23 protein-coding genes and 2 tRNA genes are annotated in these 24,829 nt (G+C 58.4%); 3 read left to right on the top strand and 22 right to left on the bottom strand.

Annotation, left to right across the window (positions count from 1 at the left end; translation table 11 throughout):
• Positions 1 to 21 precede the first annotated feature (21 nt).
• The 10 genes from nusA to rlmE form a co-directional block, all read right to left on the bottom strand.
• A complete protein-coding gene (gene nusA, locus CAG25_RS10050) occupies positions 22 to 1,503 on the bottom strand; it encodes a transcription termination factor NusA (RefSeq protein WP_003221546.1) in 1,482 nt (493 codons plus the stop codon).
• Positions 1,504 to 1,550: 47 nt separating this feature from the next.
• A complete protein-coding gene (rimP, locus tag CAG25_RS10045; protein WP_039769696.1) occupies positions 1,551 to 2,009 on the bottom strand; it encodes a ribosome maturation factor RimP in 459 nt (152 codons plus the stop codon).
• A gap of 138 nt (positions 2,010 to 2,147) precedes the next feature.
• Positions 2,148 to 2,224 (bottom strand) — tRNA-Met (locus tag CAG25_RS10040).
• Positions 2,225 to 2,321: 97 nt separating this feature from the next.
• A tRNA-Leu gene (locus CAG25_RS10035) sits at positions 2,322 to 2,407 on the bottom strand.
• 22 nt (positions 2,408 to 2,429) lie between these two features.
• The gene (gene secG, locus CAG25_RS10030; RefSeq protein ID WP_011332406.1) at positions 2,430 to 2,813 is read right to left on the bottom strand and encodes a preprotein translocase subunit SecG; all 384 of its coding nucleotides are present in this window, start codon (positions 2,811 to 2,813) and stop codon (positions 2,430 to 2,432) included.
• A 4-nt stretch (positions 2,814 to 2,817) separates the two neighbouring features.
• Positions 2,818 to 3,573 carry a triose-phosphate isomerase gene (gene tpiA, locus CAG25_RS10025; protein ID WP_007953744.1) on the bottom strand — a complete coding sequence of 252 codons (756 nt, stop codon included), beginning with the start codon at positions 3,571 to 3,573 and terminating at the stop codon, positions 2,818 to 2,820.
• Positions 3,574 to 3,638: 65 nt separating this feature from the next.
• Positions 3,639 to 4,976: a phosphoglucosamine mutase gene (gene glmM, locus CAG25_RS10020; RefSeq protein WP_085611298.1), complete on the bottom strand. Its 1,338-nt coding sequence runs from the start codon at positions 4,974 to 4,976 to the stop codon at positions 3,639 to 3,641.
• Between the two features lie 16 nt (positions 4,977 to 4,992).
• Complete coding sequence (folP, locus tag CAG25_RS10015) at positions 4,993 to 5,844, bottom strand: dihydropteroate synthase (protein ID WP_074691907.1); 852 nt, start codon at positions 5,842 to 5,844, stop codon at positions 4,993 to 4,995.
• A gap of 8 nt (positions 5,845 to 5,852) precedes the next feature.
• Positions 5,853 to 7,760 (bottom strand): ATP-dependent zinc metalloprotease FtsH, encoded by a 1,908-nt coding sequence (gene ftsH / locus CAG25_RS10010; protein WP_011332403.1) that lies wholly within the window; start codon positions 7,758 to 7,760, stop codon positions 5,853 to 5,855.
• A 202-nt stretch (positions 7,761 to 7,962) separates the two neighbouring features.
• Complete coding sequence (gene rlmE, locus CAG25_RS10005; protein WP_007953751.1) at positions 7,963 to 8,592, bottom strand: 23S rRNA (uridine(2552)-2'-O)-methyltransferase RlmE; 630 nt, start codon at positions 8,590 to 8,592, stop codon at positions 7,963 to 7,965.
• 101 nt (positions 8,593 to 8,693) lie between these two features.
• Between rlmE and CAG25_RS10000 the strand changes: the two genes are divergently transcribed.
• Positions 8,694 to 9,002 carry a YhbY family RNA-binding protein gene (locus tag CAG25_RS10000; RefSeq protein ID WP_007953753.1) on the top strand — a complete coding sequence of 103 codons (309 nt, stop codon included), beginning with the start codon at positions 8,694 to 8,696 and terminating at the stop codon, positions 9,000 to 9,002.
• Positions 9,003 to 9,011: 9 nt separating this feature from the next.
• On the opposite strand, the gene CAG25_RS09995 is transcribed toward CAG25_RS10000, so the two are convergent.
• The 8 genes from CAG25_RS09995 to grpE all read right to left on the bottom strand — a co-directional run bounded on the left by CAG25_RS09995 (position 9,012) and on the right by grpE (position 19,482).
• Complete coding sequence (locus CAG25_RS09995; protein WP_085611297.1) at positions 9,012 to 9,416, bottom strand: MFS transporter; 405 nt, start codon at positions 9,414 to 9,416, stop codon at positions 9,012 to 9,014.
• 28 nt (positions 9,417 to 9,444) lie between these two features.
• Positions 9,445 to 9,921: a transcription elongation factor GreA gene (gene greA, locus CAG25_RS09990; RefSeq protein ID WP_007953757.1), complete on the bottom strand. Its 477-nt coding sequence runs from the start codon at positions 9,919 to 9,921 to the stop codon at positions 9,445 to 9,447.
• On the bottom strand, positions 9,918 to 13,139 hold the full coding sequence (gene carB / locus CAG25_RS09985) for a carbamoyl-phosphate synthase large subunit (protein WP_039769162.1): 3,222 nt from the start codon (positions 13,137 to 13,139) through the stop codon (positions 9,918 to 9,920). Before carB ends, greA begins: the two co-directional genes overlap by 4 nt.
• A gap of 126 nt (positions 13,140 to 13,265) precedes the next feature.
• Complete coding sequence (carA, locus tag CAG25_RS09980; protein ID WP_064593337.1) at positions 13,266 to 14,402, bottom strand: glutamine-hydrolyzing carbamoyl-phosphate synthase small subunit; 1,137 nt, start codon at positions 14,400 to 14,402, stop codon at positions 13,266 to 13,268.
• Positions 14,403 to 14,658: 256 nt separating this feature from the next.
• Complete coding sequence (dapB, locus tag CAG25_RS09975) at positions 14,659 to 15,465, bottom strand: 4-hydroxy-tetrahydrodipicolinate reductase (RefSeq protein WP_007953764.1); 807 nt, start codon at positions 15,463 to 15,465, stop codon at positions 14,659 to 14,661.
• A 9-nt stretch (positions 15,466 to 15,474) separates the two neighbouring features.
• Positions 15,475 to 16,599, bottom strand: coding sequence for a molecular chaperone DnaJ (dnaJ, locus tag CAG25_RS09970; RefSeq protein WP_039769159.1), 1,125 nt, complete (start codon positions 16,597 to 16,599; stop codon positions 15,475 to 15,477).
• 297 nt (positions 16,600 to 16,896) lie between these two features.
• The gene (dnaK, locus tag CAG25_RS09965) at positions 16,897 to 18,810 is read right to left on the bottom strand and encodes a molecular chaperone DnaK (protein WP_064593336.1); all 1,914 of its coding nucleotides are present in this window, start codon (positions 18,808 to 18,810) and stop codon (positions 16,897 to 16,899) included.
• 102 nt (positions 18,811 to 18,912) lie between these two features.
• A complete protein-coding gene (grpE, locus tag CAG25_RS09960; RefSeq protein ID WP_039769154.1) occupies positions 18,913 to 19,482 on the bottom strand; it encodes a nucleotide exchange factor GrpE in 570 nt (189 codons plus the stop codon).
• 240 nt (positions 19,483 to 19,722) lie between these two features.
• Between grpE and recN the strand changes: the two genes are divergently transcribed.
• Entirely contained in the window at positions 19,723 to 21,396 is a 1,674-nt protein-coding gene (gene recN, locus CAG25_RS09955) for a DNA repair protein RecN (protein WP_085611296.1), read from the top strand.
• A gap of 75 nt (positions 21,397 to 21,471) precedes the next feature.
• Here recN and fur read toward each other — a convergent pair whose 3' ends face one another.
• Positions 21,472 to 21,876, bottom strand: coding sequence for a ferric iron uptake transcriptional regulator (fur, locus tag CAG25_RS09950; protein WP_039769149.1), 405 nt, complete (start codon positions 21,874 to 21,876; stop codon positions 21,472 to 21,474).
• Positions 21,877 to 21,973: 97 nt separating this feature from the next.
• Between fur and CAG25_RS09945 the strand changes: the two genes are divergently transcribed.
• Positions 21,974 to 22,501: an outer membrane protein assembly factor BamE gene (locus CAG25_RS09945; RefSeq protein WP_074691914.1), complete on the top strand. Its 528-nt coding sequence runs from the start codon at positions 21,974 to 21,976 to the stop codon at positions 22,499 to 22,501.
• Between the two features lie 61 nt (positions 22,502 to 22,562).
• On the opposite strand, the gene CAG25_RS09940 is transcribed toward CAG25_RS09945, so the two are convergent.
• Genes CAG25_RS09940 through CAG25_RS09930 form a run of 3 tightly spaced genes read right to left on the bottom strand, consistent with a single transcriptional unit; the run spans position 22,563 to position 24,715 of the window.
• Positions 22,563 to 22,877 carry an RnfH family protein gene (locus tag CAG25_RS09940; protein ID WP_085611295.1) on the bottom strand — a complete coding sequence of 105 codons (315 nt, stop codon included), beginning with the start codon at positions 22,875 to 22,877 and terminating at the stop codon, positions 22,563 to 22,565.
• The gene (locus CAG25_RS09935) at positions 22,870 to 23,304 is read right to left on the bottom strand and encodes a type II toxin-antitoxin system RatA family toxin (RefSeq protein ID WP_003221509.1); all 435 of its coding nucleotides are present in this window, start codon (positions 23,302 to 23,304) and stop codon (positions 22,870 to 22,872) included. The genes CAG25_RS09940 and CAG25_RS09935 overlap by 8 nt, the downstream gene beginning before the upstream one ends.
• Positions 23,305 to 23,311: 7 nt before the next feature.
• On the bottom strand, positions 23,312 to 24,715 hold the full coding sequence (locus CAG25_RS09930) for a sodium-dependent transporter (RefSeq protein ID WP_039769144.1): 1,404 nt from the start codon (positions 24,713 to 24,715) through the stop codon (positions 23,312 to 23,314).
• Between the last annotated feature and the right edge of the window lie 114 nt (positions 24,716 to 24,829).

The raw sequence follows: 24,829 nt of genomic DNA, 5'->3' as shown, positions 1-24,829 counted from the left end.
CTCTCCTCAGGCCGCGCCTAATTACTCGAACCAGTGGGCTCGGGCGGCCATGATCAACTTGCCGGCACGATCATCGTCAATGCCGTCGATGTCGAGCAGATCGTCAATAGACTGCTCGGCCAGGTCTTCGCGGGTAATTACGCCGCGCACCGCCAGTTCCATCGCCAAATCCTTGTCCATACCCTCAAGCGAGAGCAGGTCTTCGGCCGGATGGGCGTCTGCCAGCTTTTCCTCAGTAGCGATGGCTTTGGTCAACAAGCGATCCTTGGCACGAGCGCGAAGCTCGTTGACGATGTCCTCGTCAAAGCCGTCGATGTTGAGCATTTCTTCCAACGGTACGTAGGCAATCTCTTCCAGGCTGGTGAAGCCTTCGTCTACCAGCACCTGAGCCAGTTCTTCGTCGACTTCCAGCTCGTCGATAAAGTTGCGCAGGATGTCGCCGGTTTCCGCTTGTTGCTTAGCCTGGATGTCCGATTCGGTCATCACGTTCAGGGTCCAGCCAGTCAGCTGGCTCGCCAGACGCACGTTCTGACCACCACGACCGATGGCCTGAGCCAGATTGTCTGCGCCAACGGCGATGTCCATGGCATGGGCATCTTCGTCAACGATGATGGCCGCCACTTCTGCCGGCGACATGGCATTGATCACGAACTGCGCCGGGTTGTCGTCCCACAGGACGATATCGACACGCTCGCCACCCAACTCGCCCGACACGGCCTGGACGCGCGAACCGCGCATACCGATGCACGCGCCCTGCGGGTCGATGCGTTTGTCCTTGGAGCGGACAGCGATCTTGGCACGCGAACCCGGATCACGGGAGGCGGCCATCACTTCGATCAGGCCTTCAGCGATTTCCGGCACTTCGATACGGAACAGCTCGATCAGCATTTCCGGCGCGGTACGCGACAGGATCAGCTGAGGGCCGCGGTTCTCGGTGCGGATTTCCTTGAGCAGCGCACGCAGACGCACGCCAACACGGAAGGTTTCGCGAGAGATGATGTCTTCACGGGCCAGCAACGCTTCAGCGTTATTACCCAGGTCGACGATCACGTTGTCGCGGGTCACTTTCTTCACGGTGCCGGAGATGATTTCTCCCAGGCGCTCGCGATAAGCGTCAACCACTTGAGCGCGCTCGGCTTCGCGCACTTTCTGCACGATGACCTGCTTGGCGGTCTGCGCAGCGATGCGGCCGAACTCGATGGACTCGATCTTTTCTTCAACGACGTCGCCAACCTTGGCGCCAGGGTGCGTTTCAGCAACCTTGCTCGGCCAGGTTTCGATGGCCGGATCATCAAGATCATTCTCTTCGACGACCGTCCAGCGACGGAAAGTTTCGTAAGAACCGGTGTGGCGGTTGATTTCCACACGCAGATCAACTTCGTCTTCAAAACGCTTTTTGGTAGCAGTGGCCAGAGCCAGCTCCAGCGCTTCAAAAATTACGCTTGCCGGTACACCCTTTTCATTGGATACCGACTCAACAACCAGCAGTACTTCTTTGCTCATCGTACGCCTCGCCTTTCGCAAGCCATTGGATCCGCGGGATCCGCGTCTCAGTCAAAACTGGGAATAATGTTGGCCTTGTCGATCATATCGATCGGCAACAGGAACTCATGGTCATCTACCTGCACCACGACGTCCTGTTCTTCTACACCGCGCAGAAGGCCCTGAAAGTTGCGTCGACCTTCAAAAGGCGAGCGCAGCTTGATCTTCACTTGTTCACCGACATATTTGGCAAACTGCTCAAGAGTGAACAGTGGGCGTTCCATGCCTGGCGAGGAAACTTCAAGGGTGTATTCAACGGAGATCGGATCTTCAACATCCAGCACACCGCTGATCTGACGGCTGACGATGGCACAATCGTCCACCAGTACGCCGCCTTCCTTATCGATATAAACGCGCAACATTGAGTGGCGACCTTGAGCCGAAAACTCAATACCCCAGCATTCATAGCCTAGGGCCACGACCACCGGGGCCAGCAAGGCCTGCAACTCTTCTAGCTTGCTCGACACCTGAACCCCCTCGTGCATGTATGTGCATGCTATGCAAAATAAAAAAATGGGCGAAACGCCCATCCTTGAAACGCCGTCGAACAGCGGCGTTGAAAGTGTCCAGCTAACAAAAAGCCCCTTAAAAGGGGCTCCTTAAACTGGTTGCGGGGGCCGGATTTGAACCGACGACCTTCGGGTTATGAGCCCGACGAGCTACCAGACTGCTCCACCCCGCGACAAAGCTGGGGCGGAAGTATACGACCGATCCCTTTTAGGGTCAATGTAACCTTCCACCTGCAAGAAAGCCCGCAACAGCGGGCTCTCCTGACTAATTGGTACCGAGAAGGGGACTCGAACCCCTACACCCTATGGGCACAACCACCTCAAGGTTGCGTGTCTACCAATTCCACCACCTCGGCAATACTACGTTTGAAACCCTTCTTACTTCTGCTCTTGAGCTGGAGGTACGTCAGTCGCTGGAGTAGCCGACTTTTGCTCTTGAAGCACCGGGACATCATCAGAAGCCGGTTGTTGCTTTGGAACTTCCAACACTGCCGGGTTTGGCAAACCTGCTTGAGTCAGCTGATGAGCCTTCTCTTTAGCAAAGTATCCTAACCCCAAGCTGGTTATGAAGAAACCGGCGGCAAGTATAGCAGTAAACTTACTAAGAAAGGTAGAGGAACCTTGGCTTCCGAACACAGTATTTGAAGCACCTGCTCCGAAAGACGCGCCAGCGTCCGCACCTTTACCCTGCTGCAGCAAAACCAGAGCAACTACGCCCAATGCACCCAGCAGATGAAAAACGACTACGACTGTTTCCAGCATTTTTTCAGTTTCCCGCGGCGCGACAAATCGCACCGAACTCATCTGCATTCAGGGAAGCTCCACCAATGAGCCCCCCATCGATATCCGGCATGCCGAACAGTTCGACCGCATTGGCCGCCTTCACGCTGCCGCCGTATAGAAGCCGCACACCTCGTGCCACTTCAGAATTCTCTGCCGCCAACTGCTCGCGAATGGCTTTATGCACATCCTGAGCCTGTTGCGGCGTTGCAGTCAGCCCGGTACCAATCGCCCAGACCGGCTCGTAAGCGATCACTGCGTTGGCAAAAGCACCGACACCCAGCTCCTCGATGATACTGCCCAGCTGACGCCCGACAACCTCAAGAGTCTTTCCGGCTTCGCGCTGCTCCAGGGTCTCCCCTACACACAACACCGGAATCAAGCCACATGCCTGTGCCGCTGCGAACTTGCGATTCAGCATTCCGTCTCGCTCACCCATGATCTGGCGGCGTTCGGAGTGCCCGACAAGCACCAGGGAACAACCTGCATCCACCAACTGACTCGGCGCAATCTCGCCTGTCAACGCACCTTGCATGGACTCCACCGCAGAATTCTGCGCACCGACCGAGATCGATTTGCCTTTCAAGCCATCAATCACTTGATTGATATACAAGCAAGGCGGGAATACCGCGACATCAACACCGCTTGGCAAGGCCAGATGACGAAGGCCGTTGATCAGCTCAGCGACGCTGGCGCGGGTACCGTGCATCTTCCAGTTACCAGCTACCATAGGGCGACGCATGCTGTACCTCGTCGGTCAAAGTGGGCGCAGATGTTACCCAACACAATCATGGCTGGCAAGCCGAATCAGGCAGAAACTTCAGTTACCAGTTTTGCCAGTTCTTCGGCATAGCCACGAACCTGGATTTCGTCCTCGCCTTCGACCATCACACGTACCAGAGGCTCTGTCCCGGACTTGCGCAAAAGCACACGCCCGCGCCCCGCCATAGCCTGGGTTACGCGTGCGCTCGCCTCCTTGACAGCCGGGTGCTCCAGCGGGCTGTCGCCACCGCCGAAGCGCACGTTGATCAGCACTTGAGGACACTTACGCAGGGCCTGACGAGTTTGCGCCAGACCTTCGTTGCGTGTTTTCAATGCCATCAGCACCTGCAACGCCGCAATGATCGCATCGCCAGTCGTCGTGTGGTTGAAGCAAACGACATGTCCGGAGTTCTCGCCCCCGACCAGCCAATCGCGCTCCAGCAATTCGGCAATCACATAGCGGTCGCCGACATTTGCACGCAAAAAAGGAATACCCAGATCCGCCAGAGCCAACTCCAGACCCAGATTGCTCATCAGCGTACCGACCACACCGCCCTGCAATTTGCCTCGCTCATGCAGATCGCGCGCGATGATGAAAATCAGCTCGTCACCATCGACTATCGCCCCGGTGTGGTCGACCATCAGCACCCGATCACCATCACCATCGAAGGCGATACCCAGATCCGCATGCTCGGACAACACCGCCGCCTGCAATTGCCCCATGTGCGTGGAGCCACAGTTGTCATTGATGTTCAGACCGTTCGGCTGAGCCGACAGAACGACGACCTCGGCACCCAGCTCACGGAAAACACTCGGCGCAACTTTATAGGTGGCACCGTGCGCGCAGTCGATGACAATCTTCAGTCCGGAAAAACTGGTGCCGGTCGGCACAGAGCTCTTGCAAAACTCGATATAGCGACCGGACGCATCATTGATTCGCGACACCTTGCCAATCTTGCTCGACTCCACAACAGTCATTGGCGTATCGAGCAATTCCTCGATCATCAGTTCCAGCTCATCGGGCAGCTTGGTGCCCTTGCCGGAGAAAAACTTGATGCCGTTATCGTCATGCGGATTGTGTGATGCACTGATCACGATTCCGGCCTCAGCCTGGAATGTACGCGACAGGTAGGCGATGGCCGGAGTCGGCATCGGACCGAGCAGCATTACATCGGCGCCCGCAGATGTCAGACCAGCCTCAAGTGCCGATTCGAACATGTAGCCGGAAATCCGCGTGTCCTTGCCGACCAGCACCTTGCAGGCACCCATCTTGCGAAAGGCCATACCGGCAGCCCAGCCGAGCTTAAGCATGAAGTCCGGAGTAATCGGGTATTCCCCGACGCGACCACGAATCCCGTCGGTACCAAAATATTTCTTGCTCATAAGTGCTCCATCATTCTTATTCGGCTGATTCCACGGCTGCGAGCATTCGCACCACGTCCACCGTTTCCGCCACATCATGGACGCGCAATATACGCGCGCCTTTCACCGATGCCAGTGCAGCCAGTGCCAAACCGCCATACAGACGCTCACCCACGGGGCGATTCAATGCATGGCCGATCATGCTTTTGCGCGAAACGCCCACCAATAGCGGCCGCCCCAACGCATGCAGGGCTTCCATATGCTTGAACAAGCTTAAATTGTGCTGCAGGGTTTTGGCGAAGCCGAAGCCCGGATCAAGAATGATCCGCTCGGCCGGAATGCCTGCCTCCTCGCACTGAGCCATGCGTTCGGCAAGAAATTCGCCCACTTCCCGGGTGACATCCTGATAACGCGGATCATCCTGCATATCGCCAGGCTCGCCGAGCATGTGCATCAGGCACACGGGCAATCCCGTGGCCGCCGCCGCATCAAGCGCGCCATCCCGCCGTAGCGAACGAACGTCGTTGATCAAGCCAGCACCCAAACGCGCTGTTTCGCGCATGACCGCCGGAGTGGACGTATCGACCGATATGACCACATCCAGTTCGCGATTGATAAGCTCGACGACGGGAGCGACACGTTCCAGCTCCTCCAACGGAGAAACCGCCCGCGCGCCCGGGCGGGTCGACTCGCCGCCCACATCGATCAGCGTTGCACCCGCCGCAACCATGGCTTCGGCATGACGCAAGGCCGCGTCGAGCTGGCTGTATCGGCCACCGTCGGAAAAAGAATCAGGAGTGACATTGAGAATGCCCATGACATGCGTCCGGGCCAAATCAAGAACCCGGTTGCCGCAAGGCAACCGGGTCAGGGACTGTACAGAAGTCATTTCAAACCTTAAACGTCGGCAGCCGGACCGCCAATCGGTGTTTCCGGACGCTCACCCTGAATGACAGGCGGTGTGCCAGTACCGGTGCCGCCCGACCAATCGCGAGGCTCGCGAGGTGTACGACCAGCCATGATGTCGTCGATCTGCTCGGCATCGATCGTCTCGTACTTCATCAGTGCATCCGCCATGGCATCGAGCTTGTCGCGGTTGTCCGTGAGGATCTGTTTGGCCGTGCCGTAGCACTGATCGATGATGCTGCGTACTTCAGAGTCGATCAGCTTGGCTGTCTCACCGGAGAAGCTGGCATTCTGACCGCCACCGCCGCGACCGAGGAATACTTCCCCCTCTTCTTCGGCGTACATCAACGGACCGAGTTTTTCCGACAGACCCCACTTGGTCACCATGTTCCGCGCAATCTGACTCGCACGCATGATGTCGTTGGAAGCACCAGTCGTCACACCGTCAAAGCCCAAAGTCATCTCTTCAGCAATACGGCCGCCGTACAGCGAGCAGATCTGACTGATCAGCGCACGCTTGGACAGGCTGTAACGATCTTCTTCCGGCAGAAACATGGTCACACCCAACGCACGACCGCGGGGGATGATCGACACCTTGTAGACAGGATCATGCTCGGGCACGACGCGACCGACAATGGCGTGGCCTGCTTCGTGATAAGCGGTGTTCTGCTTTTCCTTCTCGGACATGACCATGGATTTGCGCTCGGCGCCCATCATGATCTTGTCTTTGGCCAGTTCGAATTCTTTCATTTCGACGATGCGCTTGCCGGCACGGGCAGCAAACAGCGAAGCCTCGTTGACCAGGTTCGCCAGGTCGGCGCCGGAGAAACCCGGAGTACCACGTGCGATAACAGCCGGAGCAACGTCATCACCCATTGGCACTTTACGCATGTGAACCTTGAGGATCTGCTCGCGACCACGGATGTCCGGCAAGCCGACCACCACCTGACGGTCGAAACGACCCGGACGCAGCAAAGCAGGGTCCAGCACGTCAGGACGGTTGGTCGCGGCGATGACGATGATGCCGTCATTCATTTCGAAACCGTCCATCTCGACCAGCAACTGGTTGAGAGTCTGTTCGCGCTCGTCGTGACCGCCGCCCATACCGGCGCCACGATGGCGACCAACGGCGTCGATCTCGTCGATGAAGATGATGCATGGTGCGTGTTTCTTGGCCTGTTCGAACATGTCACGAACGCGGCTGGCACCGACACCGACGAACATTTCGACGAAGTCGGAACCGGAAATGGTGAAGAACGGCACCTTGGCTTCACCGGCAATCGCCTTGGCCAGCAAGGTTTTACCGGTACCCGGAGGACCAACCATCAGCACGCCGCGAGGAATGCGGCCGCCCAGGCGCTGGAACTTGCCCGGATCACGGAGGAACTCGACCAGTTCACCCACTTCTTCCTTGGCTTCGTCGCAACCGGCAACGTCAGCCAGTGTGGTTTTCACCTGATCTTCGGACAGCAGACGCGCCTTGCTCTTGCCGAAGCTCATCGGCCCGCCCTTGCCGCCAGCGCCGCCCTGCATCTGGCGCATGAAGAACATGAACACCGCGATGATCACCAGGATCGGGAAGCTGGCTACCAGAAGCTGGGTCCAGATACTTTGCTGCTCAGGCTGCTTGCCTTCGACCACGACGTGGTTGTCGACCAGGTCGCCGATCAAGCCATTGTCCTGGATTGCCGGACGAATGGTCTTGAAGCTGTCGCCATCGTTGCGCTTGCCGGTAATCACGTAGCCGTCGACGGCCACGCGCTCGACCTTGCCATCCTTGACCTGCTGGATGAAGTCGGAATAGTTGAGGGTCTGCGGCTCGTTAGGGCTGGAGAAGTTGTTCATCACCGTCACCAAGACTGCCGCGATGATCAACCACAGGATCAGATTCTTTGCCATATCGTTCAATTAACTACCCTCTGAAGCAAGCTCCGCTACTGGCGCGCGCTTCGCATGATATTCACCGGCCTAACTTACTACATTACCTACAGCTCTGGCAGGCGCCGTCTGTAACCCTTTGTGAAACACTTTCTACACAATATTCGCTTATGCGCGCGGGGCGAAATACGAAAAACCTATCACCCCGCCAAAAAACCTCGTTTTACTCGCTACGACCGCGGTAGCCCCATGCCAGCATATATTGCTCACGAGAGCTGCCACGAGAGGAGTCCGGCTTGATCATCTGGATCTTGTCGAACTTCTTGCGAGCATCCTTCAGGTAGACATCGAACCCTTCGCCCTGAAAAATCTTGATCACGAAATTGCCACCCGGCTTGAGTATCCGTTCCGCCAGATCAAGCGCCAGCTCGCAAAGGAACATGGCTTTTGGCATGTCCACTTCAGGCGTACCACTCATATTGGGGGCCATATCGGAAATCACAAGGTCCACCTGCGAATTACCCACAGCCTCAAGGATCTGAGCGAGCACTGCATCCTCGGTGAAGTCACCCTGGATGAAAGTCACGTCCGGGATGCTGTCCATTTCCAGGATGTCCGAGGCGATCAGTCGCCCCTGACCACCGATCAGCCGGCTGGTGACCTGCGACCAGCCGCCAGGCGCCGCGCCCAGGTCGACGACGTTCATGCCCGGACGGATCAGTTTGTATTTCTCCTGGATCTCCAGAAGCTTGTAACTCGCACGCGAGCGGTAGCCATCCTTCTGCGCTTGCTTCACATAGGGATCATTGACATGTCTTTTCAGCCAACCAAGGCTTGTCTTGGAACGCGCCATTGGGCACCTCGTTGATTAGGGTCGTGATTAATTGGGCGGATCCACGAGCCCTCGGGTAAAATGGCCGCCATTTTACAGAATCCAGACGAAAGGGTCAGATTATGCCGCTCACTCCAGAGCAGAAGAAACAGTACAAATCCATTGGTCACCACCTGAAACCAGTTCTGACTGTGGCTGACAACGGTTTGACTGAGGGTGTTTTAGCCGAACTCGAACGCGCATTGGCAGATCACGAACTGATCAAGATCAAGCTCAACATCCTCGATCGCGAGGCGCGCCTGGCGTCCGTTGCAGAGCTGTGCAAGACCGGCAAGGCCGATCTGGTTCAAGTCATCGGCAAGATGGCACTGATTTACCGCAAGAACTTCAGCGTCAACAAGCAACTGTCGAACGTCCATCGCTTCAAGTGATGGCAAGGGTCAAGGGTGTGCTTCGCGCACCCTGCCACTCCATCCCGGCACCGGCTGCAATACCAGCACCAACCCGGAAAAACCCAACACAAGAAAGCTGAACACCTGCCAGCGATGCGCATCCGGCCAGCCGACACGCACTGCGACAAACATCGCACACGCATACAACGCCATCAGCAACACCTGCCCGCGAAAATCCCGCCATAGACTGGCAAGGCCCTCGGCCTGTACCAGCACCAAAGCCTGAAATATCACGCACGCGACGGCAAAACCCACTACCGCCACTTCAAACGTACTTGCAACCTCATCGATCAGCAGCGGAGCCAGGCCAATCTGACCCAGCACCGGCCGCAGACCGAGGTGTACCAGCCACAGGCCGCCGACCCACAACATCTGGGCCAGTTGCCAGAGCATCGCGCCCGCACGCAACGGGCGCCCACCCTCAGATGTGACGGACTTCGACAATCTCGTACTCGATATCGCCACCTGGCGTTTTCACGACGACCGTATCGCCCTCTTCCTTGGCAATCAAGGCGCGGGCGATTGGCGAACCTACCGAAATCTTGCCGAGCTTGATGTCCGCTTCGTCCTCACCCACGATCTGGTAAGTGACGCTTTCATCAGTCTCGACGTTGGCGATTTCGACGGTGGTGCCGAAAATCACTTTGCCGGTGTGCGGAATGGTCGTCACATCAATGATCACCGCGTTCTGCAGGCGACCTTCGATGTCACGGATCCGCGCTTCGACCATGCCCTGCTGTTCGCGGGCGGCATGGTATTCAGCGTTTTCCTTCAAGTCACCCAACTCGCGGGCCGTACCGATGTCCTGGCTGAGCTTCGGACGAACGACCTTGGTCAGGTGAGCATGCTCTTCTTCCAGGGCCTTGGAGCCCTGGACGGTCATTGGGTATTTATTCATGCCTTCAATCCTGCGTGTAGATCCTGCAAGCGGCGTACGGTCTTCTCGGGACCGAACTTCAGCGCTTCACAGATAGCTTCGCCAGCAGCAATGGTGGTGGTGCAGTAAATCTTGTGCTGCAAGGCGTTACGGCGAATGGAATAGGAATCGGCGATCGATTGACGACCTTCGGTGGTGTTGATGATCAGAGTGACTTCGTCATTCTTGATCATGTCGACCACATGCGGACGCCCCTCGGTCACCTTGTTCACGCGACGCACTTTCAGGCCTGCGGCTTCGATCAGCTTGGCAGTGCCGGCGGTGGCGACGACTTCGAAGCCCAAGTTGATCAGATCACGGGCCACGCCTGCAACCAGTGGCTTGTCATCATCGCGGACGCTGATGAACGCGGTACCGCCGGTCGGCAGCACTTCGCTGGCGCCCATCTGGGCTTTGGCGAAGGCTTCGCCGAAGGTGTCGCCGACGCCCATCACTTCACCGGTGGACTTCATCTCAGGGCCGAGGATCGGGTCAACGCCAGGGAATTTGGCGAACGGGAACACCGCCTCTTTCACGCTGTAGAAGTTCGGAATGATTTCCTTGGTGAAGCCGATTTCCTTCAGGGTTTTACCGGCCATCACGCGAGCCGCGACCATTGCCAGGGAAATACCGATGCACTTGGACACGAAAGGTACGGTACGGGAAGCACGCGGGTTGACTTCGATGACGTAGATGTCTTCGCCTTGCAGCGCCAACTGAACGTTCATCAGGCCGACCACGCCCAGTTCCAGGGCCATTTTCTTGACCTGTTCACGCATTTCGTCCTGGATGTGCGCCGGCAGCGAATACGGCGGCAGCGAGCACGCGGAGTCACCGGAGTGAACGCCCGCCTGTTCGATGTGCTGCATGATCGCGCCGATCACGACGTCCTTGCCGTCGCAGACCGCATCCACGTCCATCTCGATGGCGCAGTTGAGGAAGTGGTCGAGCAGCACCGGGCTGTCGTTCGACACTTGCACCGCGTCACGCAGGTAACGCTTGAGCTCTTCTTCCTTGTAGACGATTTCCATCGCCCGACCGCCCAGTACGTAGGACGGACGCACCACCAGCGGGTAACCGATCTTCGCAGCGGCGCGAACAGCTTCGTCTTCGCTGCGCACGGTGGCGTTTGGCGGCTGACGCAGGTTCAGGCGCTCGACCATTTGCTGGAAGCGCTCACGGTCTTCGGCGCGGTCGATGGCATCAGGGCTGGTGCCGATGATCGGCACGCCGGCTGCTTCCAGGGCGCGAGCCAGCTTCAGAGGCGTCTGGCCGCCGTACTGGACGATCACGCCTTTCGGCTTCTCGACGCGGCAGATTTCCAGCACGTCTTCCAGGGTCACCGGCTCGAAGTACAGACGGTCGGAAGTGTCGTAGTCAGTGGAAACGGTTTCCGGGTTGCAGTTGACCATGATGGTCTCGTAACCGTCATCGCGCAGCGCCAGTGCCGCGTGAACGCAGCAGTAGTCGAACTCGATGCCCTGACCGATACGGTTCGGGCCACCGCCGAGGATGATGATCTTGTCGCGACCGGACGGCGCGGCTTCGCACTCTTCCTCGTAGGTCGAGTACAGGTAGGCGGTGTCGGTGGCGAACTCGGCCGCGCAAGTGTCGACGCGCTTGTAGACCGGGAACACTTCCAGCTTGTGGCGGTGAGTACGCAGGTTCTTCTCGGTGACGCCCAGCAGCTTGGCCAGACGCTGGTCGGAGAAACCTTTACGCTTGAGCTTGTACATCAGATCGCGGTCGATAGCGGACAGACCGAGGGTCTTGACCTTCTCTTCGTCCTTGATCAGATCTTCGATCTGCACCAGGAACCACGGATCGATCATGTTCATGCCGAAGATTTCTTCGACGGTCATGCCGGCGCGGAAGGCGTCCGCCACGTACCAGATACGCTCGGCGCCCGGCACGGTCAGCTCGCGCTTGAGCACGCTCATGCTTTCCGGGTTGCTCAGATCGACCTTCTCGTCCAGACCGCAAACGCCCACTTCCAGACCGCGCAGGGCTTTCTGCAGGGATTCCTGGAAGGTACGGCCGATGGCCATGACTTCACCGACCGACTTCATCTGAGTGGTCAGGCGCGCGTCAGCGTTGGCGAACTTCTCGAAAGCGAAGCGCGGCAGCTTGGTCACGACGTAGTCGATGGACGGCTCGAAGGACGCCGGGGTACGGCCGCCGGTGATGTCGTTCTGCAATTCGTCGAGGGTGTAACCGACGGCCAGCTTGGCCGCGATCTTGGCGATCGGGAAACCGGTGGCTTTCGAGGCCAGAGCCGACGAGCGGGATACACGCGGGTTCATCTCGATCACGACCATGCGGCCGGTGTCCGGGCAGATACCGAACTGAACGTTGGAACCACCGGTCTCGACGCCGATCTCACGCAGTACCGCCAGCGAGGCGTTACGCAGGATCTGGTATTCCTTGTCGGTCAGGGTCTGAGCTGGAGCAACGGTGATAGAGTCACCGGTGTGCACGCCCATCGGGTCGAAGTTTTCGATCGAGCAGACGATGATGCAGTTGTCCTTTTTGTCGCGGACAACTTCCATTTCATATTCTTTCCAGCCGATCAGCGATTCGTCGATCAGCAGCTCTTTGGTTGGCGACAGGTCCAGACCACGGGCGCAGATTTCTTCGAACTCTTCACGGTTGTAAGCGATACCGCCACCAGTGCCGCCCATGGTGAAGGACGGACGGATGATGCACGGGAAGCCCAAGCGCTCGAGCACCGCGTTGGCTTCTTCCATGCTGTGGGCGATACCCGAACGCGGGCATTCCAGGCCGATGGCTTTCATCGCCTTGTCGAAACGCGAGCGGTCTTCAGCCTTGTCGATGGTGTCGGCATTGGCACCGATCATCTCTACGCCGAACTTCTCCAGAACGCCTTCGCGCTCCAGGTCCAGGGCACAGTTCAGAGCAGTCTGGCCGCCCATGGTTGGCAGCACGGCATCCGGACGCTCTTTTTCGATGATCTTGGCAACGGTCTGCCACTTGATCGGCTCGATGTAGGTGGCGTCGGCCATGTCCGGGTCGGTCATGATGGTGGCCGGGTTGGAGTTCACCAGGATGACGCGGTAACCCTCTTCGCGCAGGGCTTTACAGGCCTGGGCGCCGGAGTAGTCGAATTCGCAGGCCTGGCCGATAACGATCGGGCCAGCGCCGAGAATCAGGATGCTTTTAATGTCTGTACGTTTTGGCATGGGTTTGTCACTCAAATCCGCAGGTCAGTCGGCAAGCCGTCTTGATCGATTTCTGAAGTCCCGAGGGGGCCGCCGGTTCCGGGGCCGCCCTCGAGGGGCTTCTCGCTACAGTCTCAAGGCGAGCGCTTAGCGTCGCTTGGCCATCTCGTTGATGAAGCGGTCAAACAGGGGGGCCACATCGTTCGGGCCCGGGCTCGCTTCAGGGTGACCCTGGAAGCTGAACGCGCTCTTGTCGGTACGCTCGATGCCTTGCAGGGTGCCGTCGAACAGCGATTTATGGATCGCGCGGACGTTGGCTGGCAGGGTCGCTTCGTCAACCGCAAAACCGTGGTTCTGGCTGGTGATCATCACGACGCCAGTGTCCAGATCCTGAACCGGGTGGTTGGCACCGTGGTGGCCGTGGCCCATTTTCAGGGTCTTGGCGCCGGAGGCCAAGGCCAGCAGCTGGTGACCGAGGCAGATGCCGAAGACCGGAATTTCGGTTTCCAGCACTTCCTTGATGGCCTTGATCGCGTAGTCACAAGGCTCCGGGTCACCAGGGCCGTTGGACAGGAACACGCCGTCCGGCTTGAGAGCCAGTACGTCGGCAGCCGGGGTTTGCGCCGGAACCACGGTCACGCGGCAACCGCGCTCGACCAGCATGCGCAGGATGTTTACCTTGACGCCGTAGTCGTAGGCAACCACGTGATATGGCAGCTCGGAGGCTTCGATGGTCGCGTGGCTGTCGGTTTTCAGATCCCAGACAGTGGAGCGCCATTCGTATTGGGTCTTGGTGCTGACGACTTTCGCCAGGTCCATGCCCTTCAGGCCCGGGAAGCCTTGCGCAGCGGCGATGGCCGCCTCTTCGGAAATGTTGTCGCCGGCCATGATGCAGCCGTTCTGTGCGCCTTTTTCACGCAGGATGCGGGTCAGGCGGCGGGTGTCGATGCCGGCGATCGCCACAACGTTGTTGGCTTTCAGGTAATCGGACAGGGACATCGTGTTACGCCAGTTGCTCGCAACCAGCGGCAGGTCACGGATGACCAGACCAGCGGACCAGACGCGGTCGGACTCGGCGTCTTCCGGCGTCGTGCCGGTGTTGCCGATGTGCGGGTAAGTCAGGGTAACGATCTGCTGGGCGTAGGAAGGATCGGTAAGGATTTCCTGATAGCCGGTCATTGCGGTGTTGAACACCACCTCACCAACGGTCTGACCGTCGGCTCCAATGGCTTCGCCGCGAAAAATGCTGCCATCAGCAAGGGCGAGTATGGCTGGCTTAGTCAAGAAGACCTCCCGTAAATAACGCATGAAAGGGCAATCGCAGGTTGTAAAAAAGCGGAGTGACGTATGGACACGTCACCCCGCTTCTTCACTGAATTATTCTGCGCGCTTTTAGTGGACACACTAAAGCTGTAGCTTACAGAAAAAGGGATTTTTGGTCTACCGCCAATGAGCCTGAAAGGCCGGAGAATGCGACAGGGCGTCGCTCAGCGGATTGAAACCGGCACAAACAGGGCGTTTGCGCCGGATTCATAACATCTCAATGCAGGTCGAGCACGTCCTGCATGTCGTACAAACCAGGCTCGCGAGCATCCAGCCACAACGCCGCACGCACCGCGCCCTTGGCAAACGTCATGCGACTCGAAGCCTTGTGCGTGATCTCCAGACGTTCGCCTTCGCAGGCAAACAACACCGTGTGATCGCCCACTACATCACCACCGCGAACAGTGGCGAAGCCGATGGTCTCACGCTCACGGGCACCGGTGTGGCCTTCACGACCATAGACCGCAACCTTCTGCAGATCACGATCCAGCGCATTGGCGATCACTTCACCCATGCGCAGGGCCGTGCCCGATGGCGCATCGATCTTGTGGCGGTGATGGGCCTCAATGATTTCGATGTCCGCATCTTCCGCCAACACCCGTGCCGCCATGTCGAGCAGCTTCAGCGAAAGGTTGACGCCGACACTGAAGTTGGCGGCGAACACGATCGGAATATCCTTGCCCGCCTCGGCCAGCAACTGCTTCTGCGCAGCATCCAGCCCGGTCGTGCCGATCACCATCGCCTTGCCCGCCTTGCGGCAGAAGGCCAGGTTTTTCAGCATCACTTCCGGCAAGGTGAAGTCGATCAACACATCGAACTCTTCCGCCACCGACTCCAGATTCCCGGACAGCGGCACGCCGATTCGACCGAGCGAAGCCAGCTCACCGGCATCCACACCGATCAGCGTACTGCCAGGGCGGACAATCGCAGCCGTCAAACCGGTCAGCGGCGCGCGCTGCTGCACCGCCTCGACCAGAATCTTGCCCATGCGCCCGGCAGCGCCCATCACAGCTATACGTCGCATGCCGACTCCTTACAGATCGCCGAAGAAGCGTTTCACACCGTCGAACCAACCGGTGGTTTTCGGGGAGTGGCTGTTGTCGTCCGCCAGGGAACTGCGGAACTCTTCCAGCAATTCACGCTGACGACGGTTCAGATTGACCGGCGTCTCGACGGCCACACGACACATCAGGTCGCCCGCACCACCGCCACGCACTGGCGCCACGCCCTTGCCGCGTACGCGGAACTGCTTGCCGGTCTGCGTCCCTTCCGGAATCTTCAGTTTGACGCGACCGTCGAGGGTCGGAATTTCCAGCTCGCCGCCCAGGGCCGCGTCGACAAAGCTGATCGGCACTTCGCAGAACAGGTGCTTGCCGTCACGCTGGAAGATGTCGTGTTCGCGGACGTTGATCACCACGTACAGGTCGCCGGTCGGACCACCCTGAGTGCCCGCCTCGCCTTCGCCGGAGAGACGAATGCGGTCACCGGTATCGACACCGGCCGGCACTTTGACGGAAAGGGTTTTGTACTCTTCGACGCGACCGTCGCCGTGGCAGGAATCGCACGGATCGGAAATGATCTTGCCCTGGCCATGACAGCGCGGGCAGGTCTGCTGCACCGAGAAGAAGCCTTGCTGCATACGCACCTGACCGATGCCGCCGCAAGTCGGGCAAGTCGATGGCGACGAGCCTTTCTTGGCGCCCGAACCGTCGCATGGTTTGCAATTGACCAGCGTAGGAACGCGGATATTCACGGTCGTACCGCGTACCGCTTCTTCCAGGTTCAGCTCGAGGGTGTAACGCAAATCGCTGCCGCGCTGAGCGCCGCCACGGGAACCGCCGCGACCGCCACCGAAGAAGTCACTGAAGACATCACCGAAGATGTCGGAGAAGTTCTGACCGCCGAAGCCTGCACCGCCGCCACCCATGCTCGGGTCGACGCCGGCATGACCGTACTGATCGTACGCTGCACGCTTGCTGGAATCGGACAGCACTTCGTAGGCTTCGTTGGCCTCCTTGAACAGATCTTCCGACGCCTTGTCACCGGGATTACGGTCCGGGTGGTGCTTCATCGCCAGACGGCGATAGGCCTTTTTCAGGTCTGCTTCGCTTGAGCCGCGCTCAACACCCAACACTTCGTAATAGTCACGCTTAGCCATAAGTTCTTCATACTCTTGAGGACGTTCGGCAAATCCCTCCTGAGCTTCGCCAAACTCGTTGAGCCCCAATACAGGCCCGGACCCAACTCACGTCAATTCAACGATCCTGGTCTTTGGTTCATGCGGTATTTGCGGCGCGAAAAGCAGGAGCATTCCCGGCCATACCGCCAGCACCCGAACCTTGTCGCATGCTGTAAAAATTCGCGTATTCCAGATACGCCAACGCGGGAGCAAGCTCCCGCGCGGCGACATCCTACCAGTCACCGCCGCAAGGCAGTCAACCGGGCGACCAACAACTTACTTGTGGTCTTTGACTTCTTCGAACTCGGCATCGACAACATCGTCAGCCTTTTCAGCTTTCTCGTCGTGCGGTGCCGCGCCTTCAGGCTGAGCCTGTTCGGCGTACATCTTCTGGGCAACCGGCGCAGAGACTTTCGACAGCTCTTCAACCTTGGCGTCGATGGCAGCCTTGTCGTCGCCTTTGACGGCAGCTTCCAGGGCAACCACGGCCGCTTCGATTGCAGTCTTCTCTTCTGCAGTCACTTTGTCGCCAGCGTCAGCGATCATCTTGCGAGTCGAGTGAACCAGTGCATCACCCTGGTTACGGGCAGCGGCCAGCTCTTCGAACTTGCGGTCCTCCTCGGCGTTCAGCTCGGCGTCGCGCACCATTTTCTGGATTTCTTCATCCGACAGACCAGAGTTGGCCTTGATGGTGATCTTCTGCTCTTTGCCAGTCGCCTTGTCCTTCGCACCTACGTGCAGGATGCCGTTGGCGTCGATGTCGAAGGTCACTTCGATCTGCGGAACGCCACGTGGAGCTGGTGGAATGTCGGCCAGATCGAACTTGCCCAGGGACTTGTTCTGTGCGGCTTGCTTGCGCTCGCCTTGCAGGACGTGAATGGTCACGGCGCCCTGGTTGTCGTCGGCGGTCGAGAACACTTGCGATTTCTTGGTAGGAATCGTGGTGTTTTTCTCGATCAGCGCGGTCATCACGCCACCCATGGTTTCGATACCCAGGGTCAGCGGGCTGACGTCAAGCAGCAGAACGTCTTTCACGTCACCGGCCAGAACGGCGCCCTGGATCGCAGCACCCATGGCAACAGCTTCGTCCGGGTTCACGTCTTTACGTGCTTCTTTACCGAAGAAATCGGTAACTGCCTTCTGCACCAGTGGCATACGAGTCTGACCACCAACCAGAATGACGTCGTCAATTTTGCTGACGTCGATACCGGCGTCCTTCAGAGCAATACGGCATGGCTCGATGGTACGGTTCACCAGATCTTCGACCAGCGACTCGAGCTTGGCACGAGAGATCTTCACGTTCAGGTGCTTAGGACCAGTCGCGTCTGCTGTGATGTACGGCAGGTTGACGTCGGTCGACTGCGAAGAAGACAGCTCGATCTTGGCTTTCTCAGCGGCTTCTTTCAGACGCTGCAAGGCCAGAGGATCGTTCTTCAGGTCCATGCCGGACTCTTTCTTGAACTCGTCGACGAGGTAGTCGATCAGGCGCATGTCGAAGTCTTCACCACCCAGGAAGGTGTCACCGTTGGTGGCCAGCACTTCGAACTGGTGCTCGCCGTCAACTTCAGCGATTTCGATCACGGAAACGTCGAAAGTACCACCACCCAGGTCGTAAACGATCACGGTGTGATCGCCCTTGGCCTTGTCCATGCCATAAGCCAGAGCGGCTGCGGTTGGTTCGTTGATGATACGTTTTACGTCCAGACCGGCGATGCGACCAGCATCTTTAGTCGCCTGACGCTGACTGTCGTTGAAGTAGGCCGGAACGGTGATCACCGCTTCGGTCACCGCTTCGCCGAGGTAGTCTTCGGCGGTCTTCTTCATCTTTTTCAGGACTTCGGCGCTGATTTGCGGCGGAGCCATCTGCTTGCCGGAAGCCTCGACCCAGGCGTCACCGTTGTTGGCCTTGACGATCTTGTAAGGCACCAGCTTGATGTCTTTCTGTACGACTTCTTCGTCGAAGCGGCGGCCAATCAGGCGCTTCACTGCGAACAGTGTGTTGTGCGGGTTGGTCACAGCCTGACGCTTGGCGGACTGACCTACCAGAATTTCACCATCATTGGCGTAAGCAATGATCGACGGCGTTGTACGCGCGCCTTCGGCGTTCTCAATAACTTTGGCCACGCCGTTTTCCAGCACGGAGACGCAGGAGTTGGTAGTCCCCAGGTCGATACCGATAATTTTGCCCATGTTCACTCTCCCGAAACTTTGGATTTTTTTGCCGCAGCAGTGGTGGCTAACTGCGGTAATACTTAAACGCTTGACTTCTAAATGGGGGCCTTGCGGCTAATTTCAAGCCTTCTCGTCAATCGAAGGCGAAACTGGCGCCGGCGCCTTGCTGACCACGACCATCGCCGGACGCAGCAGGCGACCGTTGAGCTGGTAGCCCTTCTGGAACACCTTCAGAATGCTGTTCGGCTCCAGGACATCACTTTCCTGCATGGCCATTGCCTGATGTTCCACGGCGTTGAACGGTTCGCCTTCCTGCGGGCTGACAGCTACAAGCTGATAACGCGTGAGGGTGTCGTGAAACATTTTCAGGGTCAGCTCGATGCCTTCGCGCATCGGACGGATGCTTTCGTCATCCGGGCTCGACAGCTCGAGGCCGCGCTCCAGGCTGTCGACGATCGGCAGCAGGTCGCCGGCGAATTTTTCCAGCGCAAACTTGTGCGCCTTTTCGACATCCTGCTCGGCACGGCGGCGGACGTTCTGCAGATCGGCAGCTACGCGCAGCGATTGATCCTGCGCGGCGGCCAATTGCTCTTCGAGCACTTGTACACGGGTCGCCAGGTCATCACCCGAAGTCTCGGGCGCCTGATTGGCTTCTGGGTTTTGCGTATCTACTGTCTGTTCGTCAGCCATAGAATTCTCCTTTCAATATCGTCCGCGAGTTCGATTCGCGCTTCTGCCCCGGTATATGGGGCCGCAAAATCAGGCTTCAAGGGCTGACAACGATTAACCCTACAAAAAAGTGCTGCATTGGCATTCTTGCGCGCGACAAGCATTTGATCGGATCTTCTCCATTGAGCTGAGCGAGGGCATTGTCAGCCCGAAACAAAACACTGTATAAATAACCAGACCTGAAGCCTGGGAGCGGCCTTTATGCTGGTGCACCTGTCCGTACACAACTACGCCATCGTTGAACATCTCGATCTCGAACTCGATCGCGGCATGAGCGTGATTACCGGGGAAACCGGCGCCGGCAAATCGATCATGCTCGACGCCCTGGGCCTGACGCTCGGTGATCGCGCCGACAGCGGCGTGGTGCGACCGGGCGCCGACAAGGCCGATATCCTGGCGACCTTCGATCTGGCGGATATTCCCGAGGCCAGTGCCTGGCTGGCGGAACGCGACCTGGAAACCGACGGTCCGTGCATCCTGCGCCGGGTCATCACGTCCGAAGGTCGCTCACGCGGCTATATAAATGGCACGCCCTGCCCGCTCGGTGACCTCAAGGCACTCGGCGAGCTGCTGATCGATATCCACAGCCAGCACGAACACCAATCCCTGCTCAAGACCGACACCCACCGGCGCCTGCTCGACGAATACGCCGGGGCCACCGATCTGGCACGCCAGGTTCACCTGGCCGCCCAGCGCTGGCGCCAGACCCGTCAGGAGCTGGAACGCCTGTCCAATTCCGGCGACGAACAGCGTGCACGCCATCAATTGCTCAGCTACCAGCTCGAGGAGCTGGAAAACCTCGGCCTCGGCGAAAACGAACTGGAAGAACTGGAGCAGGAACACAAGAACCTGACCAATGCCGAAACCCTGCTCGGCATCTGCCGACAAGTGGTCGAGCAATGCAGCGAAAGCGACTCCGGCAACGTGCTGAATGCCCTGACGGCCAGCCTCAATCGACTGTCGAGCGTGAACAATTCGGTCGGCGCGCTGGGTGAAGCGAGCAGCTTGCTGACCAGTGCGCAGATCCAGGTCGAAGAAGCCGTCGGCGAACTCAATCGCTTTCTCGACAATTTCGATGCCGACCCGGCGCGCCTGCAATATCTGGAAGAACGTCTGGACTCCATTTACACACTGGCACGCAAACACCGCATTCAGCCGACTGAAGTGGCGGAGATGCAACAGAAGCTGCTCGACGAAATCGAAGCCCTCGACGCCAACGATGAATCCATCGAACGCCTCGCCGAGGAACTTGCATCCTATGCCCGCCATTATCAGGAAAAGGCCCAGGAGCTGAGCGAGCTGCGTCATCAGGCAGCCGGCAGCCTGGCAAGCGCGGTGGAGCAGGAGATTCAACGCCTGGGCATGCCCGGCGGTCGCTTCACCATCGAATTGCGCGCCAACAACAGCAGCGAACTGCAACCCAATGGCCTGGAACAGGTCGAGCTGCTGGTCAGCGCCAACCCGGGCCAACCGTTGAAGGCCCTGGCCAAAGTGGCGTCCGGCGGTGAGCTGTCACGGATCAGTCTGGCCATCCAGGTGATTACCGCCCAGACCTCTCGCGTACCGACATTGGTATTCGACGAAGTGGACGTGGGGATTGGCGGTCCAACGGCTGAAATCGTCGGCCAGTTGCTGCGTCGCCTCGGGGATCGCGGACAGGTACTGACGGTTACGCACTTGCCGCAAGTCGCGGCTCAGGGGCATCAGCATCTGTTCGTGCACAAGGTGCGAGGCGAGCAGGCCACTCACACGGCTGTTTCGAAGCTGAGCAAGAATGACCGTATAGAAGAAGTCGCACGCATGCTTGGCGGCATCGATCTGACCAAAGAGTCTTTGGCGCACGCGAAAAAGATGGTCGTCACCGCAAAGGTTTAAGCACGCCAGAAAGCACGAAGGCGACCCTTGGGTCGCCTTCGCTCGTTTCGCGAACCTGAAATTCGCGCGACATGCTTACTTTTTGTTGCGTACGTACAGTACGAGATTGTGATCAACCATCTCGTAACCGTGCTTCTCGACGATCGCCTTCTGAAGCTTTTCGATTTCTTCGTCGAAGAATTCGATGACTTCGCCCGACTCCACGTTAACCATATGGTCGTGGTGGCCACCGTCGGCCAATTCGAATACCGCGTGGCCGCCGTCGAAGTTGTGACGGACCACGAGGCCAGCCGCTTCGAACTGGGTCAGAACACGGTAGACCGTGGCCAGACCGACGTCCTCGCCAGCTTCCATCAACGCCTTGTAGACGTCCTCGGCACTCATGTGACGCTGCTCTGTAGAGTCGAGCATTTGCAGGATCTTGACCCGTGGCAGGGTCACTTTGAGGCCGGCTTTGCGTAGTTCGCTATTTTCAACCATGGTCAGCTTTCTCGCGATGCTGCTTCGCAGCTTCTCTTAATGCGGGTATGATCGGCGTTTACGTTGTCCCAGCCAAGATAGTGGAAGTCGCCCACCGATGCAAAACACCAAGCTCTTGCTAACCAGTTTCACCTTTGTGGGACTGCTCGCACTCGCCGGTTGTTCATTCCCCGGGGTTTACAAAATCGACATCCAGCAGGGCAATGTCGTCACGCAGGACATGATAGACCAGTTACGCCCGGGAATGACCCGGCCGCAAGTACGGTTTATCATGGGCAACCCTCTGCTTGCCGACACGTTCCACGCCAACCGCTGGGATTATCTGTACAGCCTGCAACCTGGTGGCGGTGAACGCCAGCAGGAACGCATGAGTGTCATTTTCGACTCGAATGACCGCCTTGTCAGTCTGTCCGGTGACTTCATGCCGGGCGTCAGCCGTGATGAAGCGATTCTCGGCAAGGATAGCGGCACCAGCGTGACCGCTCCTGCTGAAAACGCCGAGCAGCCGAAACCGGAAAAACCGGCCAAGCCTGGCTCCTTGCTGGATCAGATCCAGAAGGACGTCGATGGCGTGGAAACCGTTCCGGTTCCAACGCCAGAACCGCTGGACACCTCGCCGCAATAATTTGCGACGCAATAAAAAACCCGGAAATTCCGGGTTTTTTATTGCCTGCCGTTCGACCACCCTACTTGTTTCGCGCCTTGGCTTCGGCAGCCTTGGCGGCACGCAGACGGCGCACCTCTTTCGGATCAGCCAACAACGGTCGATAGATCTCGATGCGATCGCCTTCCTGAACCCGCCGGGCATCAGGGTCAGCGATCACTTTGCCAAAGATCCCCAAAGGACAACTCTTCAGATCCAGCTCCGGAAATTCAGCATCAATACCGGACGCCATCAGCGCCGCACGCACCGTCGTACCCTCAGCAACACTGATTACACGCAAAACCTGACGATCAACCGCCGCATACACCACTTCGACTTCGATCACCGGCTCAACCATGCATCTGCTTGGCACGCTGGCAGAACGCGTCCACCAGCGTATTGGCCGCCTGATTGAACAAAGGACCGAGCGTCGCGCGGACCAGCGGCCCGGCGTAGTCGAAGGACAGATCCAGACTGATCTTGCAGGCCTTCTCGTTCAGCGCCTTGAATACCCAGACGCCGTGCAGCTGATTGAACGGTCCCTCCTCCAGGTTCATCTCGATCGACTGCCCCGGCACCAGCGTATTTCGTGTCACGAAGTGCTGACTGAGGCCGCCCTTGGCCACGCCGACACTGGCGCGCATGTGCTCAGGCGAGCTTTCCAGGACTTCAGCAGACGAGCACCACGGCAGAAATTCCGGGTAACGTGCCACATCATTGACGAGGTCGTAGAGAAATTGCGCCGGATAAGGCAGCAGCGCCGATCGTTGAATATGTGTCGTCATGTAAGCGTCACTTCCAGAGCTGGGCGGCAAACACTACAAGAATGCCGATGGGCGCCACATAGCGCATCAAAAACAGAGACAGGGCGAACAGCGCCGGGCTGCGAATCGACAATTCATCACGTACCGCCTCACGCCCCATCACCCAACCGGCAAACAGCACAAAGCACAGCCCACCGAGCGGCAACATGATGCGCGAGGTGAAGAAGTCGATCACGCCAAAGAAGTCCAGGCCACCGGCCGCACCCCACTGGTAGAGATGGAACACCCCACCATCGTTCACGAAAAATTTGGCTTCCTTCCAGATATTGAAGGAAAACACCGTGCCCAGGCCAACGAACCAGCAGGTGAACGCCAACCAGAATGTCACCCAGGCACGGCTGATTTTAGTCCGCTCGACCAGATAGGCGACCATTGGCTCCAGCAGGGAAATCGCCGAGCTCCAGGCCGCAATGGCCACAAGAACGAAGAACACCACGCCCATCAACTGGCCGAACAGCACGTTACCGAAAGCAAATGGCAGGCTGACGAACATCAGCCCCGGGCCTTCACTCGGGTTCAAACCACCGGCGAACACAATCGGAAACAAGGCCAGACCGGCCACCAGCGAAACAAAGGTATCTAGCAGCGCCACACCGACGACCGTGCCCGACAGCGAGGCTTCCTTGGTCATGTAGGCGCCGTAGATCATGATCGAGCCCACGCCCACGCTCAGGGAGAAGAACGCGTGGCCCATGGCCGGCAGCAAGCCGTCGAGGACTTTTTCCGGGTGGAAGTCGAACATGAAATGCACGCCTTCCATGAAATGCCCGGTGGTCATGCTGTAACCCAGCAGCACCAGCACCATCACGAACAGCAGCGGCATCATGATCCGCAGGCTGCGCTCGAGCCCGGCGACCACACCCTTGGCAATCACCACCGCCGACAACAGCATGAAAACCGTGTGCCACAGCGTGATACGCCACGGGTCGGCGATGACATTACCGAAGTAGGCTCCAACCTGATCAGCCGTCGCGCCCTGGAAGTCTCCGCGCCCCATATCAATGATGTAATCCAGCGACCAGCCGCCGACCACACTGTAGAAAGACAGGATCAGCAGCGCCGTGATCATCCCGGCGAACGCGCCCCACGACCACTTGCCCGAGTGCCCGGCTTCCCGCGCCAGCACCTTCAGGGCATTCGCCGGACTCTGGCGGGCACGGCGGCCGATCAGGGTTTCGGCGAGCATTACCGGGATGCCGATCAGCGCGATACACGCAAGAAACATCAGCACGAAGGCGCCGCCACCGTAGACCCCAACCATGTAGGGGAATTTCCAGATGCTGCCCAATCCCACGGCCGAACCGGTCGCGGCGAATATGAAAACCCAGCGGCTAGCCCAACTGCCGTGGACAGAAACCTTGTCTGTCGACATCGTTTATCACGCCCAAGCGTTAGAAAAAGAGGCCGCATTGTCCGGGATTCACTCAACCTGCTCAAGCACGCAGCATCACCGTAGCCGACAGCCGTTTATCTCCATATAATGCCG

The organism is Pseudomonas sp. B16(2017) (assembly GCF_002113205.1).
GTDB lineage: Bacteria > Pseudomonadota > Gammaproteobacteria > Pseudomonadales > Pseudomonadaceae > Aquipseudomonas > Aquipseudomonas pharyngis.
This window is presented reverse-complemented; position numbering and strand designations above follow the sequence as displayed.

Coding starts and splice junctions, on each gene's coding strand:
- dapB (WP_007953764.1), bottom strand. CDS start 15,465: ATGCGACGTATAGCTGTGATGGGCGCTGCCGGGCGCATGGGCAAGATT.
- fur (WP_039769149.1), bottom strand. CDS start 21,876: ATGGTTGAAAATAGCGAACTACGCAAAGCCGGCCTCAAAGTGACCCTG.
- greA (WP_007953757.1), bottom strand. CDS start 9,921: ATGAATAAATACCCAATGACCGTCCAGGGCTCCAAGGCCCTGGAAGAA.
- grpE (WP_039769154.1), bottom strand. CDS start 19,482: ATGGCTGACGAACAGACAGTAGATACGCAAAACCCAGAAGCCAATCAG.
- nusA (WP_003221546.1), bottom strand. CDS start 1,503: ATGAGCAAAGAAGTACTGCTGGTTGTTGAGTCGGTATCCAATGAAAAG.
- tpiA (WP_007953744.1), bottom strand. CDS start 3,573: ATGCGTCGCCCTATGGTAGCTGGTAACTGGAAGATGCACGGTACCCGC.
- dnaK (WP_064593336.1), bottom strand. CDS start 18,810: ATGGGCAAAATTATCGGTATCGACCTGGGGACTACCAACTCCTGCGTC.
- CAG25_RS10000 (WP_007953753.1), top strand. CDS start 8,694: ATGCCGCTCACTCCAGAGCAGAAGAAACAGTACAAATCCATTGGTCAC.
- ftsH (WP_011332403.1), bottom strand. CDS start 7,760: ATGGCAAAGAATCTGATCCTGTGGTTGATCATCGCGGCAGTCTTGGTG.
- folP (WP_074691907.1), bottom strand. CDS start 5,844: ATGACTTCTGTACAGTCCCTGACCCGGTTGCCTTGCGGCAACCGGGTT.
- carB (WP_039769162.1), bottom strand. CDS start 13,139: ATGCCAAAACGTACAGACATTAAAAGCATCCTGATTCTCGGCGCTGGC.
- secG (WP_011332406.1), bottom strand. CDS start 2,813: ATGCTGGAAACAGTCGTAGTCGTTTTTCATCTGCTGGGTGCATTGGGC.
- rlmE (WP_007953751.1), bottom strand. CDS start 8,592: ATGGCGCGTTCCAAGACAAGCCTTGGTTGGCTGAAAAGACATGTCAAT.
- CAG25_RS09935 (WP_003221509.1), bottom strand. CDS start 23,304: ATGACGACACATATTCAACGATCGGCGCTGCTGCCTTATCCGGCGCAA.
- glmM (WP_085611298.1), bottom strand. CDS start 4,976: ATGAGCAAGAAATATTTTGGTACCGACGGGATTCGTGGTCGCGTCGGG.
- CAG25_RS09930 (WP_039769144.1), bottom strand. CDS start 24,715: ATGTCGACAGACAAGGTTTCTGTCCACGGCAGTTGGGCTAGCCGCTGG.
- CAG25_RS09995 (WP_085611297.1), bottom strand. CDS start 9,416: ATGCTCTGGCAACTGGCCCAGATGTTGTGGGTCGGCGGCCTGTGGCTG.
- CAG25_RS09945 (WP_074691914.1), top strand. CDS start 21,974: ATGCAAAACACCAAGCTCTTGCTAACCAGTTTCACCTTTGTGGGACTG.
- recN (WP_085611296.1), top strand. CDS start 19,723: ATGCTGGTGCACCTGTCCGTACACAACTACGCCATCGTTGAACATCTC.
- CAG25_RS09940 (WP_085611295.1), bottom strand. CDS start 22,877: ATGGTTGAGCCGGTGATCGAAGTCGAAGTGGTGTATGCGGCGGTTGAT.
- dnaJ (WP_039769159.1), bottom strand. CDS start 16,599: ATGGCTAAGCGTGACTATTACGAAGTGTTGGGTGTTGAGCGCGGCTCA.